Origin of the sequence: Pseudomonas sp. GM30, from assembly GCF_000282275.2 — a bacterium.
GTDB lineage: Bacteria > Pseudomonadota > Gammaproteobacteria > Pseudomonadales > Pseudomonadaceae > Aquipseudomonas.
In genome coordinates this window covers 197488-216027 of the sequence record NZ_AKJP02000027.1, presented here as the reverse complement: position 1 = coordinate 216027, position 18540 = coordinate 197488, and the positions used below count along the sequence as shown (strand labels likewise).

The 18540-nt window shown below is 61.3% G+C and carries 13 protein-coding genes and 1 pseudogene; 10 read left to right on the top strand and 4 right to left on the bottom strand.

The genetic code is table 11. The features are described 5' to 3' along the window. Nucleotides 1-80 precede the first annotated feature (80 nt). Nucleotides 81-1901 carry a translational GTPase TypA gene (typA, locus tag PMI25_RS18770; RefSeq protein WP_007961739.1) on the top strand — a complete coding sequence of 607 codons (1821 nt, stop codon included), beginning with the start codon at nucleotides 81-83 and terminating at the stop codon, nucleotides 1899-1901. Nucleotides 1902-2114: 213 nt separating this feature from the next. On the opposite strand, the gene PMI25_RS18765 is transcribed toward typA, so the two are convergent. Further along, complete coding sequence (locus PMI25_RS18765; RefSeq protein ID WP_007961740.1) at nucleotides 2115-2552, bottom strand: YkgJ family cysteine cluster protein; 438 nt, start codon at nucleotides 2550-2552, stop codon at nucleotides 2115-2117. Between the two features lie 259 nt (nucleotides 2553-2811). On the opposite strand from PMI25_RS18765, the gene PMI25_RS18760 reads away from it, so the two are divergent. The 5 genes from PMI25_RS18760 (at nucleotide 2812) to PMI25_RS18740 (ending at nucleotide 12420) form a co-directional block, all read left to right on the top strand. Then, the gene (locus PMI25_RS18760) at nucleotides 2812-5262 is read left to right on the top strand and encodes a glycogen/starch/alpha-glucan phosphorylase (protein ID WP_007961741.1); all 2451 of its coding nucleotides are present in this window, start codon (nucleotides 2812-2814) and stop codon (nucleotides 5260-5262) included. Between the two features lie 252 nt (nucleotides 5263-5514). Further along, a complete protein-coding gene (locus PMI25_RS18755) occupies nucleotides 5515-9102 on the top strand; it encodes a DUF2339 domain-containing protein (protein ID WP_007961742.1) in 3588 nt (1195 codons plus the stop codon). Further along, nucleotides 9099-10463 (top strand): DUF3999 domain-containing protein, encoded by a 1365-nt coding sequence (locus PMI25_RS18750; protein ID WP_007961743.1) that lies wholly within the window; start codon nucleotides 9099-9101, stop codon nucleotides 10461-10463. The genes PMI25_RS18755 and PMI25_RS18750 overlap by 4 nt, the downstream gene beginning before the upstream one ends. Nucleotides 10464-10803: 340 nt before the next feature. Then, the gene (locus PMI25_RS18745; RefSeq protein WP_007961744.1) at nucleotides 10804-11814 is read left to right on the top strand and encodes a class 1 fructose-bisphosphatase; all 1011 of its coding nucleotides are present in this window, start codon (nucleotides 10804-10806) and stop codon (nucleotides 11812-11814) included. A 3-nt stretch (nucleotides 11815-11817) separates the two neighbouring features. Continuing rightward, a complete protein-coding gene (locus PMI25_RS18740) occupies nucleotides 11818-12420 on the top strand; it encodes a DUF924 family protein (protein WP_007961746.1) in 603 nt (200 codons plus the stop codon). A gap of 107 nt (nucleotides 12421-12527) precedes the next feature. Here the strand turns inward: PMI25_RS18740 and PMI25_RS29980 are convergent, their stop codons facing one another. Next, nucleotides 12528-13292, bottom strand: a complete 765-nt coding sequence (locus PMI25_RS29980; RefSeq protein ID WP_371917810.1) for a methyl-accepting chemotaxis protein — start codon at nucleotides 13290-13292, stop codon at nucleotides 12528-12530. A 93-nt stretch (nucleotides 13293-13385) separates the two neighbouring features. Further along, a pseudogene (locus PMI25_RS29975) lies at nucleotides 13386-14408 on the bottom strand (cache domain-containing sensor histidine kinase); the annotation flags it as partial. Between the two features lie 293 nt (nucleotides 14409-14701). Between PMI25_RS29975 and PMI25_RS18730 the strand changes: the two are divergent. Next, nucleotides 14702-14956, top strand: coding sequence for a hypothetical protein (locus PMI25_RS18730; RefSeq protein WP_007961748.1), 255 nt, complete (start codon nucleotides 14702-14704; stop codon nucleotides 14954-14956). Nucleotides 14957-14987: 31 nt separating this feature from the next. Further along, the gene (locus PMI25_RS18725) at nucleotides 14988-15557 is read left to right on the top strand and encodes a lipocalin family protein (RefSeq protein ID WP_007961749.1); all 570 of its coding nucleotides are present in this window, start codon (nucleotides 14988-14990) and stop codon (nucleotides 15555-15557) included. 120 nt (nucleotides 15558-15677) lie between these two features. On the opposite strand, the gene PMI25_RS18720 is transcribed toward PMI25_RS18725, so the two are convergent. Next, a complete protein-coding gene (locus PMI25_RS18720) occupies nucleotides 15678-17042 on the bottom strand; it encodes a formimidoylglutamate deiminase (RefSeq protein ID WP_007961750.1) in 1365 nt (454 codons plus the stop codon). Between the two features lie 145 nt (nucleotides 17043-17187). Here PMI25_RS18720 and hutC point away from each other — a divergent pair, with 145 nt between their 5' ends. Then, nucleotides 17188-17898, top strand: coding sequence for a histidine utilization repressor (hutC, locus tag PMI25_RS18715; protein WP_007961751.1), 711 nt, complete (start codon nucleotides 17188-17190; stop codon nucleotides 17896-17898). After that, entirely contained in the window at nucleotides 17895-18464 is a 570-nt protein-coding gene (locus PMI25_RS18710; protein ID WP_007961753.1) for a HutD/Ves family protein, read from the top strand. The genes hutC and PMI25_RS18710 overlap by 4 nt, the downstream gene beginning before the upstream one ends. Nucleotides 18465-18540 lie beyond the last annotated feature (76 nt).

Here is an 18540-nt window from a genome sequence, read left to right as displayed (position 1 = left end):
TGTAACGGCCATGCCGGACACTACTGTTAATCGCTGCCAAGACTTGTCAGCAAACCGAATCCTCTGATCGAGATACACAAGTGATCGAAAATCTACGTAACATCGCCATCATTGCCCACGTTGACCATGGTAAGACCACCCTGGTAGACAAACTCCTGCGTCAATCCGGCACCCTGGAGCGCAACGAGCTCAACGACGAGCGCGTGATGGACTCCAACGACCAGGAAAAAGAGCGCGGTATTACCATTCTGGCGAAAAACACCGCCATCAACTGGAACGGCTACCACATCAACATCGTGGACACCCCGGGCCACGCCGACTTCGGCGGCGAAGTAGAACGCGTAATGTCGATGGTTGACTCCGTTCTGCTGCTGGTTGACGCTCAAGACGGCCCTATGCCGCAAACCCGTTTCGTGACCAAGAAGGCGTTCGAAGCCGGCCTGCGTCCAATCGTGGTCATCAACAAGGTTGACCGTCCAGGCGCGCGTCCGGACTGGGTTCTGGACCAGATCTTCGACCTGTTCGACAACCTCGGTGCTACCGAAGAACAACTGGACTTCCAGGTTGTTTACGCTTCGGCCCTGAACGGCATCGCCGGTCTGGATCACACCGCCATGGGCGAAGACATGACTGCGCTGTACCAGGCAGTGGTCGACCACGTTCCGCCTCCGGCCGTTGACCGTGACGGTCCGTTCCAGATGCAGATCTCCGCTCTGGACTACAACAGCTTCCTGGGTGTTATCGGTGTTGGCCGTATCGCTCGTGGTCGCGTCAAGCCGAACACCCCGGTTGTCGCGATCAGCGCCGACGGCAAGCGCCGCAACGGTCGTATCCTGAAGCTGATGGGTCACCACGGTCTGCACCGCATCGACGTTGAAGAAGCAGCTGCCGGCGACATCGTCTGCATCAGCGGCTTCGACGAGCTGTTCATCTCCGACACCCTGTGCGATATCAACACCGTCGAGGCGATGAAGCCGCTGACCGTTGACGAGCCAACCGTTTCCATGACCTTCCAGGTAAACGACTCGCCATTCTGCGGTAAAGAAGGCAAGTTCGTGACCTCCCGTAACATCAAGGATCGTCTGGACAAAGAGCTGCTGTACAACGTTGCACTGCGCGTTGAAGAAGGCGACTCGGCTGACAAGTTCAAGGTTTCCGGCCGTGGTGAGCTGCACCTCTCGGTACTGATCGAAACCATGCGTCGCGAAGGCTTCGAGCTGGCCCTGGGCCGTCCTGAAGTGATCATCCGTGAAGTTGACGGCGTGAAGCAGGAACCGTTCGAAAACGTCACCATCGACATCCCTGAAGAATCGCAGGGCAAGGTCATGGAAGAGATGGGTCTGCGTAAGGGCGACCTGAGCAACATGGTGCCGGATGGCAAGGGCCGTGTTCGTCTGGAATACAACATCCCTGCTCGCGGTCTGATCGGTTTCCGTAACCAGTTCCTGACCCTGACCAACGGTGCTGGCATCCTGACCTCGATCTTCGACCGTTACGCTCCAGTGAAGTCGGGCCACATGTCCGGCCGTCAGAACGGCGTTCTGGTTTCGGTTGAAACCGGCAAGGCACTGACCTACTCGCTGGAAACCCTGCAGGCTCGTGGCAAGCTGTTCGTAGAACACGGCCAGGAGATCTACAACGGTCAGATCGTTGGTCAGAACAGCCGCGACAACGACCTGGGTGTGAACCCTACCAAAGGCAAGAAGCTCGACAACATGCGTGCTTCGGGTAAAGACGAAACCATCGCTCTGGTGCCACCTGTTCGCTTCACTCTGGAACAGGCTCTGGAATACATCCAGGAAGACGAGCTGTGCGAAGTCACTCCTAAGTCCATCCGTCTTCGCAAGAAGATCCTGGACGAAAGCGAGCGTACCCGCGCTGCCAAGAAAGCCAAGGCGTAATTTAGCCCGAGCTTGAAAAAACGCCCCGGTCGCGAGACCGGGGCGTTTTTGTTTGTCTGGGGTTTACGCGTTGTTTGTGCTGGCCTCATCGCTGGCAAGCCAGCTCCCACAGGGTTTTGCGTCGCACATGAATCTTGTGTACGACATCAATCAATGTGGGAGCTGGCTTGCCAGCGAAGGCGGCCTGACAGGCGCCGAACATTTCAGGAAAGGTCAGAACTTCTCGATCGACCGCGAATTCTGCACCCGCTCGACTTCTTTCGGCTTGTACGCGCAATACCCCGGCCGCGGGCCGATTTTCGGGTGGTTGCGGCAGGTGTCCGGGCGCTTGTCATAAATGGTGCACAGGCGGCTCTTACGATCGAGGTAGTAGCAATCGTTGTTGCTCATGCGCTGCAGGGTGAAGATCCCCGACTTCTGGTTGAAGCGCTCGACCAGCCCTTCCTTTTGCAGACGCTTGGCGATGTTTTTCGGCGGATCGCCCAGCTCGAACTCGTCGACCACGCCGATGCGCACCAGGTCCTTGATCTTGACCTCGACCGGCAGGGTGCAGCAGCTGGAGACACAAGAACCGCACATCGGGGCCGAATATTTGGCCCACGTATCGAGACGGTCGATCTCGGCGGCGGCAATCAGGTTGGGCTTCATCATCGGGGGTTACCAGGCGTGTGTGCATCAGGGCGCGCGATCATACCGGGACTGGTGGATTTTTGAACAACCTTTCGCCAGATTTTTGCAAATGCAGCGCTTGTGCCATTCAGTCCGGCACGGCCCCTGCATTCATTAGCCCACTCGCCAAGCTAATGCCGGGCTATCTCATCGTCTTCGGAAAAACTGCCGAACCTGCGCCTCTACCGTCGGTCAGACCGTCTAGGCTCAGACAATTCCCCGCTCGCTCGAGGTCCTATCGATGACTCAAGAACCACTAGTTCGCGAAGCAGAGGTGGCCGCATTTCGCGACGCCGTCCTGACCAAGCTCACCTATGCAGTGGGTAAAGACCCGGATCACGCCTTCGACCATGACTGGTTCGAAGCCATTGCCCTGGCGGCGCGCGACCACATGGTCGAACACTGGATGGACCACACCCGGCAGATCTACCGCAAAGGCCAGAAGCGGGTGTATTACCTCTCGCTGGAATTTCTCATCGGTCGTTTGCTCTACGACAGCCTGAGCAATCTCGGCCTGCTCGACGTCGCCCGTGAGGCGCTGACCGAACTGGGTGTCGATCTGGAACGCATTCGCCTGCTGGAACCCGACGCGGCACTCGGAAATGGCGGCCTCGGACGTCTGGCGGCGTGCTTCATGGAGAGCATGTCGACCCTCGGCATCGCCGGGCACGGCTACGGCATTCGCTACGAACATGGTCTGTTCCGTCAGGCCATCGTCGATGGCTGGCAGCAGGAACAGACCGAGCACTGGCTGGATTTCGGCAACCCGTGGGAATTCGAGCGTCCGGAAGTGGTGTACACCATCGGCTTCGGTGGCAGCGTCGAAACTGTCACCGATGCCAGCGGCAAATCCAAGCAGGTCTGGTCGCCAGCGGAAACTGTCCGGGCGATTGCCTATGACACGCCAGTGGTCGGCTGGCGCGGGGCGAGCGTCAACACCCTGCGCCTGTGGCGCGCGCGCGCCATGGAAGACTTGCACCTTGAGCGCTTCAACGCCGGTGACCACCTGGGCGCCGTGGCTGAAGTGGCCCGCGCCGAAAGCATTTCCCGGGTTCTCTATCCGGCCGACAGCACCGAAGCCGGGCAGGAGCTGCGCCTGCGTCAGGAATACTTTTTCGTGGCGGCCTCCCTGCAGGATTTGTTGCGCCGTCATCGCAACATGCACACCTCGGTGCTGACCCTGGGCGATCACGCGGCGATCCAGCTCAACGACACCCACCCTTCGATCGCCGTTGCCGAACTGATGCGGCAACTGGTCGACGTCTACGACGTGGCCTGGGATGCGGCGTGGCAAGTCACCGTCGATACCTTGTCGTACACCAACCACACGCTGCTGCCCGAGGCGCTGGAAACCTGGCCGGTCGGTCTGATGGAACGCATGCTGCCGCGGCACATGCAGATCATTTATCTGATCAACGCGCAGCACATCGACTCGCTGCGCGCCAAGGGCATCCACGATTTCGACGTGCTGCGCGCGGTGTCGCTGATCGAAGAGGACAACGGGCGCCGGGTGCGCATGGGCAACCTCGCGTTCCTCGGTTCGCACAGTGTCAACGGCGTGTCCGGGCTGCACACGCAGTTGATGCGCAAGACCGTGTTCGCCGAACTGCACAAGCTCTACCCGGAGCGGATCAACAACAAAACCAACGGCATCACCTTCCGCCGCTGGCTCTTCCAGGCCAACTCCGAATTGACCTCGATGCTGGTCGATTCCCTCGGCCCGGACGTGCTGGATAACCCGGAAGAGCGCCTGCTCGATCTGGAACCGTTCGCGGAGAAGCCTGCGTTTCGCAAAGCCTTCGCCGAACAGCGACTGCACAGCAAAAAGGCCTTGGCCTACTTGATTCATGAGCGGCTGGGGATCGCGGTCAATCCGGCGGCGATGTTCGACGTTCAGGTCAAACGGATCCACGAATACAAGCGCCAGTTGCTCAACCTGATGCACACCGTGGCGCTGTATCAGGCGATTCGCGCCGAGCCTGAAGTCGACTGGGTACCTCGGGTGAAAATCTTCGCCGGTAAAGCGGCGGCCAGTTATCACCAGGCCAAACTGATCATCAAACTGACCAACGACATCGCCCGGGTGGTGAACAACGACCCGACCGTGCGGGGGTTGCTGAAGGTGGTGTTTTTGCCCAACTACAACGTCAGCCTGGCGGAAAGCATCATTCCGGCGGCGGACTTGTCCGAGCAGATTTCCACGGCCGGTTTCGAAGCTTCGGGCACCAGCAACATGAAGTTCGGCCTCAACGGTGCGCTGACCATCGGCACCCTCGATGGTGCCAACGTGGAGATGTGCGAGCGTATTGGCGCCGAGCACATGTTCATCTTCGGCCTCAGCGCGCAGCAGGTTGAAGCCCGCAAGCAGAACCACGAGTTCAGCGCTGCACCGGACATTGCCGCGTCGCATCGTTTGAGCGACGTGCTGCAAGCGATTCGCAGTGGTGTGTTCTCGCCGGATGACACGTCGCGCTACACCGGGCTGATCGATTCGCTGGTGGACTACGACCGCTTCCTGGTCTGCGCTGACTTCGATTCCTACTGGGAAGCGCAAAAACGCGTCGATGCGCACTGGCACGATGCCAACAACTGGTGGCGTTCGGCAGTGCTCAACACGGCGCGGATGGGCTGGTTCTCGTCAGACCGGACGATTCGTGAGTACGCCACGGATATCTGGAAGGCACTGGAGTAACTTTCGGCAACAAATGTGCGCAAAGCCCAACGTTTGTTGGGCCGGATCGATATACTGAGCGCCGGTTACCGGCAGCGCCAGTCACCACCAATCAATGTGGGAGCGAGCCTGCTCGCGAAGCGATTGTCATGTTAAACAGAAATGTTGGCTGACAAACCGCTTTCGCGAGCAGGCTCGCTCCCACAGGGTTTGTGCCTAGACTGAAGCAATCGCCGGACTCGCCCCGCCTCGGGCTGCTTAGGGATATCGACCATGCAATGGATGTTCATGTTGATCGGGCTGCTGCTCGGCTGGCTGCTCGACGAGTCGTTCAGCGCCGCGTTGCTGGGTGCACTGCTCGGGCTTGTGATTGGGCAGACGCTGCGCATCGCCCGGCTTGGCTCGCAGGCTGCAGAGCAACAGCGCCAACTTGAACAGACAAAAGCGGCTTTGCAAGGCGTCGCTCAGCGCCTGTATCTGCTGGAAGGCTCCCCCTCTCACGCGGTGCCAGCAGCAGGCGCGGAACCGGTCGTCGAACCCGTCATCGTCGCCGAACCGGCACCCGCCGTCACACCGGATCTGGTCTGGGAACTGCCACCCGAACTCGAACCGGTCACCGTCGCTGCGAGCGAAACCAGCCAGCCGCTGCCGGCCGATGTCTGGCATCTGGACGCCGTTACAGACGAGCCAGCAAAACCTGCACCACCCGCCGAGCCCCGTGGCCCGAATCTGATCGAGCGCGGCATCAGCGCTGCGCGCAACTGGCTGTTCGGTGGCAACACGGTGCTGCGGGTCGGCGTGGTGCTGTTGTTCTTCGGGCTGGCGTTCCTGTTGCGCTATGCCACCGAAGGCATGGTGGTGCCGATCGAATTGCGTTACGCCGGCGTCGCGGCGGCGGCCTTGGCCCTGCTGGCGCTGGGCTGGTGGCTGCGTACGCGCAACAGCAGTTATGCGCTGATCCTGCAGGGCACCGGGATCGCGGTGCTGTACCTGACGGTGTTTGCGGCGATGCGTCTGCATCCGTTGCTCGATCCGTCTGCCGCGCTGGGTTTGCTGGTCGCAGTGACGGTGTTTTCGGCGATTCTCGCCATCACTCAGGATGCGCTGGGGCTGGCGGCCGCCGCTGCGCTCGGCGGCTTCGCCGCGCCAATCCTGACCTCGACCGGCGCCGGCAATCATGTCGCGCTGTTCAGCTATTTCGCGCTGCTCAATGCCGGCATTCTCGCCATTGCCTGGTTCAAGGCCTGGCGCCTGCTCAATCTGATCGGTTTCGTTGGCACGTTCGGCATCGGTTTCGCCTGGGGCTTGCGTTCCTATGCGCCTGAGCTGCTGTGGAGCACCGAGCCGTTTCTGATTCTGTTCTTCCTGATGTACCTGGGCATTGGCCTGTTGTTTGCCCGGCGCAAGTTGCTCGACATGCCCGATGCGCCAGCGGACGGTGACCGCGAGGCGCTGCTGCACTGGTCGGCGCGCAAGGGCGACTACGTCGACGGTACGATGCTGTTCGGCCCGCCGATCGTCGGCTTCGGTCTGCAGTTTGCGTTGGTGCAGCACCTGGAGTTCGCCGCTGCGTTCAGCGCACTCGCACTGGGCGTGATCTACATGGGCCTGGCCCGGGTGTTGATGGGCGGTCGCGCTTTGTTGCTGGGCGAAACCTGTCTGGCGCTGGGGGTGATTTTCGCCAGTCTGGCGATCCCGCTGGGCCTCGATGCACGCTGGACGTCGGCGGCGTGGGCAGTGGAGGGCGCGGGGATTTTCTGGCTCGGCCTGCGTCAGCAACGACCGTTCGCCCGAGCGTTTGCCTTGCTGCTGCAACTGGGGTCGGCGCTGGCGTTCCTCAGTCAGTTGCGGGTTGGCGAAAGCAGCCTGCTCGACGGCGCACCGCTGGGGGCGTTGATGCTCGGCATCGCGCTGCTGTTCAGTTTCTATCAATTGCGCAAAGCCTCGGCGGAACAGGCTTCGCCGTGGGAGCGCCAGGGTTTGCCGGTGCTGGCGGCACTGGGTCTGACCTTCCTGTACCTGTTGGCGCCGCTGTTTTTCCTGGTTCAGGCAACAGCGATCAGTTGGGCCCTGGCCGGACTGGTGACCTTGTTTGTCGGCCTGCGCCTGCAATCGCGCACGTTCCTGTTCACCGCGTTCGCCGTGCAGTTGCTCGGTGGTGCGTTGTTCCTGTTGCGCCTGCAAGGTGCAGGCGAGGATTCGGCGGCGGTGTTCAGCGCCGGCTGGAGCGGTTTGCTCAGCGCATCGCTGATCGGTCTGGCGTTGATCGCCGGCATGTTGCTGGCGGCGCGCGACGAGATGGTGCGCGGCGATGTGCGGCTGCTGCGCGGCTTGTCGGTGGTGTTGCTGGCGGGGTTGGTGCTGATCAATCTGGCGGTGCTGTTCGTGCTGCCGTGGCAAACCGCGAGTGCGGTGTGGGCGGCCAGCGGATTGCTGATCATCTGGTTGAGCCTGTACCTCAAGCAGCGCGTGAGTTTTGTCTTCGGGCTGTTGTTGCAGTTGATCGGCGGCGCAGCGTTTTTGCTCGCCGGCCCCGAGTTGCTCGGGCCGCTGTCCAGCGAAGGTCTGCGACCGTTGGCCCACGGCGGCTTCTGGACGCCGCTGGTATTGGGGCTGGCCGCGATGATCGGTGCCTGGCGCCTGCAACTGGGCAATCACGCCTCGGCCTTCGATGCGCTGAGTTTGCAGCGTCTGTCTGAAGTGCTGCTGGTGTGGGGCGCCGGTTGGTGGGCGTTGGCGTGGGTCAGCGAAGTGCTGCGTTTTGCGCCGTTGAATCTGCAGGCGACGCTGTTGCTGCTGGTCGCTGCGCTGAGTGTAGCGCTGTGGACATTGCTGTCGCTGCGTCTGAAATGGCCGGCGCTGGGCCTGCTCTGCACGTTGCTGATTCCGGCGGCGGGGCTGGTGCTGCTGGCGGCGTGGCAGGCGCGTTATCACCCGGCGTCGAATGTTGGCTGGCTGGTGTGGCCACTGGTGTTCGTCGTGCACTTCTTCAGCCTGCGGCGTCTGGCACCGATGCTGCCGGCACGCGCCTTGAGCACGGCGCACGTGCTGGGTTGCTGGCTGTTGATCGGCGTGCTGGCGCTGGAGTTGCGCTACGGCCTGCTGCTGTTGTCCGAGCAATACAACGCCTGGCGCTGGCTGGGCTGGGCAATCCTGCCGAGCCTGTATCTGTTGCTGGCCGCGGCTCCGCGCAACTGGCCATGGCCGGTGGCAGCGTTCCCCCGCGAATATCGTTTGTATGCCGCTGCGCCGCTGGCAGTGCTGATGCTGGCGTGGTTCTGGCTGGCCAACGGCTTCAGCGACGGCAATGCCGAACCGCTGCCGTACGTGCCGCTGATCAACCCGCTGGAATTGGGCCTGCTGTTCGCCCTGTTCGGGGTGTACGTGTGGTCGCGTCATGCGGTGACGCAGTTCGCCCTGCGCAAGGATTACGCCGAGTACGCCACGCAACTGGTCGCCGGGGTTTCGCTGTTCGCTTTCTGCACCGCTTTGGTGACCCGCGCCGCACACCATTGGGCGGGGATTCCGTTCGAGCTGGAGCTGCTGCTCGAATCGATGCTGGTGCAGGCCGGGTTGTCCATCGTCTGGACCCTGATGGCGTTGGGGCTGATGATCGGCGGCCATCTGCGTCACCGTCGCGAAGTGTGGCTGATCGGTGCGGCGCTGATTGCGCTGGTGGTGGCCAAACTGGTTTTTGTCGAATTGAGCAACCGTGGCGGTCTCGCCCGGATCGTCTCGTTTATCGGGGTCGGCGTGTTGCTGCTGGTGGTGGGCTACTTTGCGCCGCTGCCACCGAAACGCGTCGAAGCCGAACCGGTGGCGGACAAACCCGTGCCGGATACCGAAGGAGTTTCATCTTGAGTCGCATGCTGAATCTGGGGTGGTTGCTGCTGGGCGTGGTGATGGCTGCCGGCGCCCAGGAAAAACCGGCGGACTTCGCCACGCAGGTGCCGCTGACGGTGAGCGGCAATGGCCCGTGGTATCGCCTCGACCTGCCGCTGAGCGCGCAATTGCAGGCACGCCAGACCGATCTCAGTGACCTGCGCGTGTTCAACGCTGCCGGCGAGCCGCAGGCTTACGCCCTGGCCCGGGAATCGGCGCAGACCCGCGACGACGGTCAGTTGCATGAAGTGAAGTGGTTCCCGCTGTACAACGCCGCCGACGCCAGCGAGCGCGCGCCGAACGTGCGCGTGCAATCGACCACCACCGGCACGTTGGTGGAAGTGCAGCCGTCGACTCAACTGGAGGCTGGTGAAGAGGTGCTGCGTGGCTGGCTGCTCGATGCCAGTGCGATCAAGGCGCCGCTGCAGCAACTGATCCTCGACTGGACCAGCGAACGCGACGGCTTCCAGCGCTTCAGCATCGAGGCCAGTGATGACTTGCAGCATTGGCAGACGTGGGGCGAGGGGCAGGTGGCGCGGCTTACCTTTTCCGACGAGCGCATCGAGCAGCATGAGGTGACGCTGCCGGGGCAATCGGCGCGTTATCTGCGCCTGCTGTGGGATGCGCCAACCTCGGCGCCAATCCTCACGTCGGCGCAACTGAAAAGCAGCGATCCACGCAACGTGCCGCTGCCGTTGGTCTGGTCGCAAGCGCTGGCCGGCAGCAGCACCAAGTCCGGCGAGTACACCTGGCAATTGCCGATGGGGCTGAATGTCGAGCGGGTGCAGGTCGAACTGAAACAACCGAACAGTCTGGCGCCGGTCACTCTCGCCGGTCGCCGAGAAAGCAGCCTGCCGTGGCAGACCCTGAGCAACGGTTTGCTGTATCGCCTGACCCAGAACGGTCAGGACGTGGTGCAGAACGAATTGCAGTTGTACGAGCAGACTGTGCAGCAGCTGAAACTGAGCGTGGATGAGCGTGGCGGCGGTCTGGGCGAGCAGGCACCGAGTCTGAAATACGCGGTGCGGGCGACGCAGGTGATTTTCCTGGCGCGTGGTGACGGGCCGTACAGTCTGGCGCTGGGCAATCCGACGGTGAAAACCGCGAACCTGCCGCTGAGCACGCTGATTCCGGATTTCAAAGCGGAAAAACTCGCGGCGCTGGGCAAGGCCTCGGTGCAGGGTGAAGTGGTTGCCACGCAGGCTGCGCCGACGACTACGGCGGCAGTGGCCGAGACCAACTGGAAGAAGATCGGTCTGTGGGCGGTGTTGCTGGTGAGTGTGGTGTTCCTCGGGGCGATGGCCGCGAGTCTGCTGCGCAAACCGCCAGCCAATTCCTGAGAATGGCTGGCGCTGCGCGCCAATCGCTGGCAAGCCAGCTCCCACAGGTTATTTGGTGTACACAAAACAGGTGAGCGACCGAAGTCCTTGTGGGAGCTGGCTTGCCAGCGATGTCGGTCGATCAATCAACAAAAATCCGCAAACTGCCGCTATCAACTCAACCACCACCCGTCCCGAACCGGACTACGCTGATTGCGGTGCCTGAACTCTCTCGACCCGATCACGTCTGATAGAGGCAATTGCGCCCCAACGCACGTTACCGGGCGTCATCGCTCGCTACGTTTTCAGACTCCCTGTAAACTGCGCGGGTTTTTAGCCCCCCATTCCACCGGAGCCGTCCATGTCCCGCGTTACCCTGAGTCGCTATTTGATTGAGCAGACCCGCAGCAATAACACTCCTGCCGATCTGCGCTTCCTGATCGAAGTGGTGGCGCGTGCCTGCAAAGAGATCAGCCACGCCGTGTCCAAAGGCGCCCTGGGCGGTGTTCTGGGCAGCATGGGCACTGAAAACGTCCAAGGCGAAGTGCAGAAGAAACTCGACGTGCTGTCCAACGAGATCCTTCTCGAAGCCAACGAATGGGGCGGTCACCTGGCCGGCATGGCGTCCGAAGAAATGGACAATGCCTACCAGATCCCGGGTAAATACCCGAAAGGCGCCTATCTGTTGGTGTTCGACCCACTGGACGGCTCGTCGAACATCGACATCAACGCTCCGGTTGGCACCATCTTCTCGGTACTGCGTTGCCCGAACGAATACCTGAGCCAGAACGAGCCGCTGAACGAAAAAGCCTTCCTGCAGCCAGGCACCCAGCAGGTGGCTGCCGGTTACGCCATCTACGGCCCGCAGACCATGCTGGTACTGACCCTGGGCGACGGCGTCAAAGGCTTCACTCTGGACCGCGAAATGGGCAGCTTCGTGCTGACCCACGAAGACATCACCATTCCTGAAACCACCCAGGAATTCGCGATCAACATGTCCAACCAGCGCCACTGGGAAGCCCCGGTACAACGCTACGTCAGCGAACTGCTGGCCGGCGAAGAAGGCCCGCTGAAGAAGAACTACAACATGCGCTGGGTCGCGGCGATGGTGGCCGACGTGCACCGCATCCTGACCCGTGGCGGCCTGTTCATGTACCCACGCGACAGCCGCGAGCCATCCAAGCCGGGCAAACTGCGTCTGATGTACGAAGCCAACCCGATGTCGTTCCTGGTGGAACAGGCCGGCGGCGCGTCCACCGACGGTCACCAGCGCATCCTCGACATTCAGCCGGAAGGCCTGCACCAGCGCGTAGCGGTGTTCCTCGGTTCGAAAGAAGAAGTCGCCCGCGCCACGGCTTACCACAAGGAATAAACCATGACTGCGCCCTGGCAGCCGTTGCTCGATTGGTGGTTCGGACACGCCGAATCACCGCACGAGATATCGGCTGACAAGGGCAAGTTGTGGTTCGGCAAGAAAGACAGCCAGGACCTCGAAGCGCGTGAGCGTTTCGGGGTCTTTGTCGATCAGGCCCTCGCTGGCGAATTGACCGAGTGGACGCAACGTCCCGAAGGTTGGCTGGCGGTGGTGCTGCTGCTCGATCAATTGCCGCGCATGATCTTTCGCGATACACCCAAAGCATTCTCTGGCGATCTTCGTGCGCAGAAACTTGTCGCGCAGGGCATTGCCGCGGACTTCGATCGGCAACTGAAGCCGATTCAGCGGGTATTCATTTATCTGGTGTTCGAACACTGCGAAAACCTCGCGGTGCAGAACGAAGCCGTTTCGCGCTTTATCGAACTGCTGGCTGAACAGCCGGAAGCCGAGCGGGCGGTGTTTGCCGACAATCTGGACTATGCCGAGCGGCATCGGAACGTCATTGCACGGTTTGGAAGGTTTCCGCATCGCAATGCGGTGTTGGGGCGGGAGTCGACGGCTGAGGAGCTGGCGTTTCTTTCTGAGCCAGGTTCCAGGTTCTAAATCTTCACTGCGGCTGAATCCCTCTTCGCGAGCGGGCTCGCTCCCACAGTTGAAATGCATTCCAATGTGGGAGCGAGCCTGCTCGCGAAGGGACCAGTGGCATCGCTTTAAATGCGGAAGCTGCCGACCAACTGCTTCAACCGCGCCGCCTGCTGCTCCAGATCCGAACAAGCGCGCAAGGTCGCCTGCAGGTTCTCCACACCTTCCTGGTTCAGCGTGTTGATTTCGTTGATGTCGACGTTGATCGACTCGACCACCGCCGTCTGCTCCTCGGTCGCGGTAGCCACTGACTGGTTCATCCCGTCGATCTCGCCGATGCGCTGGGTCACGCTGCCTAGACGTTCGCCGGCCTGGTTGGCGATGCCGACGCTGCTTTCGCTCTCGCGCTGGCTCTCGGTCATGATGCTCACGGCCTGACGTGCGCCGACTTGCAGTTCTTCGATCATCTTCTGCACTTGCTGCGCCGAGTCCTGGGTGCGGTGGGCGAGGTTGCGCACTTCGTCAGCGACCACGGCGAAACCACGGCCAGCCTCACCGGCGCGGGCCGCTTCGATCGCAGCGTTGAGTGCCAGCAGGTTGGTCTGCTGCGAGATGCTGGTGATCACTTCCAGAATCTGCCCGATGTTCACCGTGTTGCTGTTGAGGGTTTCGATGTTGCCGCAGGAGTCGCTGATTTTTGCCGACAGCTGCTGCATGGCGTGGATGGTTTTATCCACAACCTGCTGACCGTCGACCGCCAGGCTGCGCGCATCGCTGGAGTGCTGCGAGGCGAGGGCGGCGTTCTGGGCGATTTCCTGGGCGGCGGCGCCGAGCTGGTTGATCGCCGCGGCCACGCTGTTGGTGCGGGTCGCTTGCTGGTCGGAGTTGTACATCGACGAGTTCGACGCCGCGACCACGCGCAGGGCGACTTCGTTGACCTGGCCGGTGGCCGAGGACACTTCACGGATCGAGGTGTGAATACGCTCGACGAAGCGGTTGAACGACAGGCCCAGTGCGCCGAACTCATCGTGGCCGTGGATCACCAGGCGTTTGGTCAGGTCGCCTTCACCTTCAGCGATGTCATGCATGGCGCGGCCCATGGTCAGCAACGGTTGCATCAGGACACGGATGAGCATACCGAGCAGGGCGATGATGATCACCACGGCAATCACCATGGCGATCAGCGCCGAGGTGCGGAATTCGCTGAGCATCGAGAACGCGGTGTCCTTGTCCAGCACCAGCGCCACGTACCAGTCGGCCGATGGCACGCCGTTGACGCGAGTGAACGAGATCAGTTGGGTCTTGCCGTCGAATTCGACTTCTTTCAGGCCCGGGCTGACTTTCGGCGCGCCGTTCGGGTAGGCCTCGGCGAGGGTTTTGAGCACCAGTTTGCTGTCCGGGTGAATCAGGATCTTGCCGTCGGCGCTGACAATGAACGCATGGCCGTGGCCGCCAAAGTTGAGCGAGTTGATGATCGCGCTGACGCTGGTCAGATCGATGTCGGCACCGGCCACACCGATCATCTGGCCCTGACGCTGTACCGGGGTGGCGACGGTGATCACCAGTTTGCCCGACGACGCGGCGATGTAGGGTTCGGTGACGATGGTCTGCTGGGCGCTGTTGGCGGCCTTGTACCAGCCACGGGCGCGCGGGTCGTAGTCCGGCGCACGGTTGCCGGCGGGCACCGAGAACATCACACCGTCAGCGCCTCCGAAGTAGCTGAGCTGGAAATTACCGGTGTAGGCGGGCAGGTCAATGATGCGTTTCAGGCTGGCCGGGGCGCTGCCGTCGGCGGCGACCTGTTGCGACAACGATTGCAGCAACTGGATACGGCTTTCCAGCCAGGTCTGGATGTTGCTGGTGGTCAGGCTGCCCAGCTCCTGCATCGACGCTTCGGTGCTGCTGCTCAGGGCTTCGCGCTGTCGATAGTCGTTGAACAAAATGAAACAGGCGAACGCAACGGCCACCACGAGGGCGGCAGCCAACAAGATCTTGTGGCTGAATTTCATGTTTCTGGTCATCGAATGAACTACCGCGAAGGGGCTGGTCGAGAAAGGGCGGCAATTTGCCACACTCGGGGGCTTTGCGCTGCTCTTATTTCGACCGCCGTGCGCCAAAGATTAGGCGTCTTTAGGGAAATGCGACGAAATGCTCAATGGCCCTACAAAGTGTCTGATTTAAAGGTAAAAGCCAGACGAGCGGGCAAATAAATAGCCCTCGTTGCACGGAACCAGATGAGGGTTTTCTCTTCTAAGCTTCTGGTTGGCACCATGCCATCCCCCCTCGTTCCAGGAGTTACTTCATGTCGCTGCGATCTATCGCCCTTCTGACTTTTTGCGTGCTGCTGGCCGCGTGCAGCAAGGTCAATCAGGAAAACTATTCCAAGCTTTCGGCCGGCATGGCCAAGGCCGAAGTGGAGACGCTGCTCGGCAAACCCACCGACTGCTCGGGCGCGCTCGGCATGTCCAGTTGCACCTGGGGCGACCAGAAAAGCTTTATCAGCGTGCAGTACGCCGGTGACAAAGTGTTGATGTTTTCCGGCCAAGGCCTGAAGTAAACCGGGGCCAAGCGCCCACGGGAGAAAAATAATGAAGCGGTTATTGTTTGTTCTTTTTGCCGGCCTGGTACTGGCCGGCTGCGCCACGCATGGTGAAGATCCGCTGGCGCCCAAGACAGTTCACAGCGTCAACCTCAAGCGGTATCAGGGCACCTGGTATGAACTGGCGCGCCTGCCGATGTACTTCCAGCGCGACTGCGCGCAATCCGAAGCGCATTACTCGCTCAAGCCCGATGGTAACGTCGATGTGCTCAATCGCTGCCTGACTGCGGACTGGCAATGGGAGGAGGTCAAGGGCACGGCTTATCCACAGGTGCCGGGCAAGACCGACAAGTTGTGGGTCGAATTCGATACCTGGTTCTCGCGCTTGATTCCGGGTGTGGCGAAAGGCGAATACTGGGTGTTGTACGTCAGCGACGACTACAAGACCGCCATCGTCGGCGACCCGAGCCGCAAGTACATGTGGTTGCTGTCGCGCACGCCGACCGTCAACGGTGTGGTGCGTGAAGAGTTGCTGAGCAAGGCGCGTCAGCAGGGTTACGACACTACGCGACTGATCTGGCGGGCGTCGGATCGGCAGATGGCGAAGACTTCGAACTAAAGCCATCACAAATCAAATGTGGGAGCGAGCTTGCTCGCGAAGAGGGCGTGTCAGTTGATTGAAATATTGACTGATACACCGCTTTCGCGAGCAAGCTCGCTCCCACATTTTTGTTTTGTGTCAGCCTAAAAGGTCACGCAGAACCTGGGTGAACGCCCGAGCGCTTTGCTCTTCGCCCGCATGCCGGCCATCGCGCACCACCCACTGGCCGTTGACCAGCACATCGCGCACCTGACGATCGCCACCGGCGAACAACCAGCGATTCAGAATCCCGTCGCCACTGGCGGTGGCCAGATACGGGTCATTGCCATCGAGCACAATCCAGTCCGCCCGCTTGCCGACTTCCAGCGCACCAATCGGCTGTCCCAAAGCCTGGGCGCCGCCCTCCAGCGCCGCGTCATACAGCGTGCGCCCGACCATCGGCTGATCCGCGCCATACAAACGGTTACGCCGCTGATCGCGCAGACGCTGGCCGTATTCCAGCCAACGCAATTCCTCGACCACGCTGAGCGACACATGGCTGTCGGAACCGATGCCCATGCGCCCACCCTGGGCGAGGAAATCCACTGCCGGGAAAATCCCGTCGCCCAAATTCGCTTCAGTGGTCAGGCACAGACCGGCGATGGCGCGACTCTTGGCCATCAGCGTGACTTCTTCGGGATTGGCGTGGGTCGCGTGAACCAGGCACCAGCGCTGATCGACTTCGGTATTTTCGTAGAGCCATTGCAGCGGACGGCGACCGCTCCAGCTCAGGCAGTCATCGACTTCCTTCTGCTGTTCGGCGATGTGGATATGCACCGGGCATTGCTTGTCGCTGGCGGCCAGTACTTCGCTGATTTGCTGTGGAGTGACCGCGCGCAACGAGTGGAAGCACAGACCCAGCGATTGCGCTTTTTGCTGAGCCAATAATGGCTGCAAGCGCGATTGCAGGTTCAGGTAATTTTCGGTGCTGTTGATGAAGCGGCGCTGACCGTCGTTCGGCGTCTGGCCGCCGAAACCCGAGTGGCTGTAGAGCACCGGCAGCAGGGTCAGACCGATGCCGCTTTCGCTGGCGGCCTGACTGATGCGCAGCGCCAGCTCGGCCGGATCGGCATAAGGCTGGCCGCTGCTGTCGTGGTGCACATAGTGGAATTCAGCGACCGAGGTGTAACCGGCCTTGAGCATCTCGATGTACAGCTGGCGGGCGATAACGCCGAGTTGCTCGGGGCTGATTTTTCCGACGAGCCGATACATCAGGTCGCGCCAGGTCCAGAAACTGTCATTCGGATTGCCGGCCACTTCGGCCAGCCCGGCCATCGCACGCTGGAAGGCGTGGGAGTGCAGATTGGGCATGCCCGGCAGCAGCGGACCGCTCAGCCGTTCGGCGCCGTCTGCAGTGGAATCGGCCTGAATCCGGGTCAGCACGCCATCGGCGCTGACCTCAAGACGTACATTGTTGGCCCATCCGTTAGGCAGCAGCGCGCGTTCGGCAAAGAAAGCGGACATGGTTCAGCACCCCATCGTGTGTTATTTGTATATACATATACAGACGTTTGCCTGCCCGGTAAACTCCGGCAAGCTAGCAACCTTCATCAATGAACAGGGATCAACCGTGCCGACTCCGCCTCCAGTCTCCCCGTTGGCCGCGAACATGGGCGACAGTCCGGCGCCCTTGTACGCCCGCGTCAAGCAGATGATCACCCAGCAGATCGACAGCGGTAACTGGCCGCCGCACTACCGCGTGCCGTCGGAAAGCGAACTGGTCAGCCAGCTCGGTTTCAGCCGCATGACCATCAACCGTGCCCTGCGCGAGATGACTGCCGACGGCTTGCTGGTGCGCATGCAAGGCGTCGGCACGTTCGTCGCCGAACCGAAGAGCCAGTCCGCGTTGTTCGAAGTGCACAACATCGCCGACGAGATCGCCTCCCGTGGCCATCGCCACACCTGCCAGGTGATCACCCTCGAAGAAGAGGCCGCCGGCTCCGAGCGCGCGCTGGCGCTGGACATGCGCGAAGGGCAGAAGGTGTTCCACTCGCTGATCGTGCATTACGAAAACGATATTCCGGTGCAAATCGAAGACCGTTTCGTCAACGCGCTGGTCGCCCCGGAATACCTCAAGCAGGACTTCACCCTGCAAACGCCTTACGCCTATCTCAACCAGGTCGCGCCGCTGACCGAAGGCGAACACGTGGTCGAGGCGATCCTCGCCGAATCGTCCGAGTGCAAGTTGCTGCAGATCGAAAAAGGCGAGCCGTGCCTGCTGATCCGTCGCCGCACCTGGTCGGGGCGTCAGCCGGTGACCGCCGCACGTTTGATTCACCCAGGTTCCCGTCATCGTCTGGAAGGACGCTTTCATAAATGAGTCAGGTAAAGGTTTTACGCGCTGAAGGCTACCCGCGCATGCCGTGGAAAAACGGAGGCGGCAGCACCGAAGAAATCACCCGTGATTCCGGTGCAGGTCTGGATGGTTTCGGCTGGCGCCTGTCGATTGCCGACATTGCCGAGTCCGGTGGCTTTTCGACCTTTGCCGGTTACCAGCGAGTGATCACGGTATTGCAGGGTGACGGCATGACCCTGTGCGTCGACGGCGACGACACCCGGCCGCTGTTACCGCTGGACCCGTTTGCCTTCAGCGGCGAAAGCCAGGTGTCCTGCACCTTGCTCGGCGGCGCGATCCGCGACTTCAACCTGATCTACGCGCCACAGCGTTACAGCGCGCGGTTGCAGTGGCTGGATGGCGAGCAGCGGTTTTTCAGCTCGGCATCGACGGTGCTGGTGTTCAGTGTCAGTGAGCTGCTGCAAGTACAGGTTGCTGACAGTTCTGCGCAGCTCGGCCGCCATGATTGCCTGCAACTGGACGGTAACACCGGGCTGGTTGAAGTGGCGGTGAATGCAGCGTGCTGCGTGATCGAGCTGACCGCGCGCTGATCCAACTCTGGTAACACTCCTGTGGTGAGGGGATTTATCCCCGATGGCGGCGCAGCAGACCTTTTGGGACCGCTAC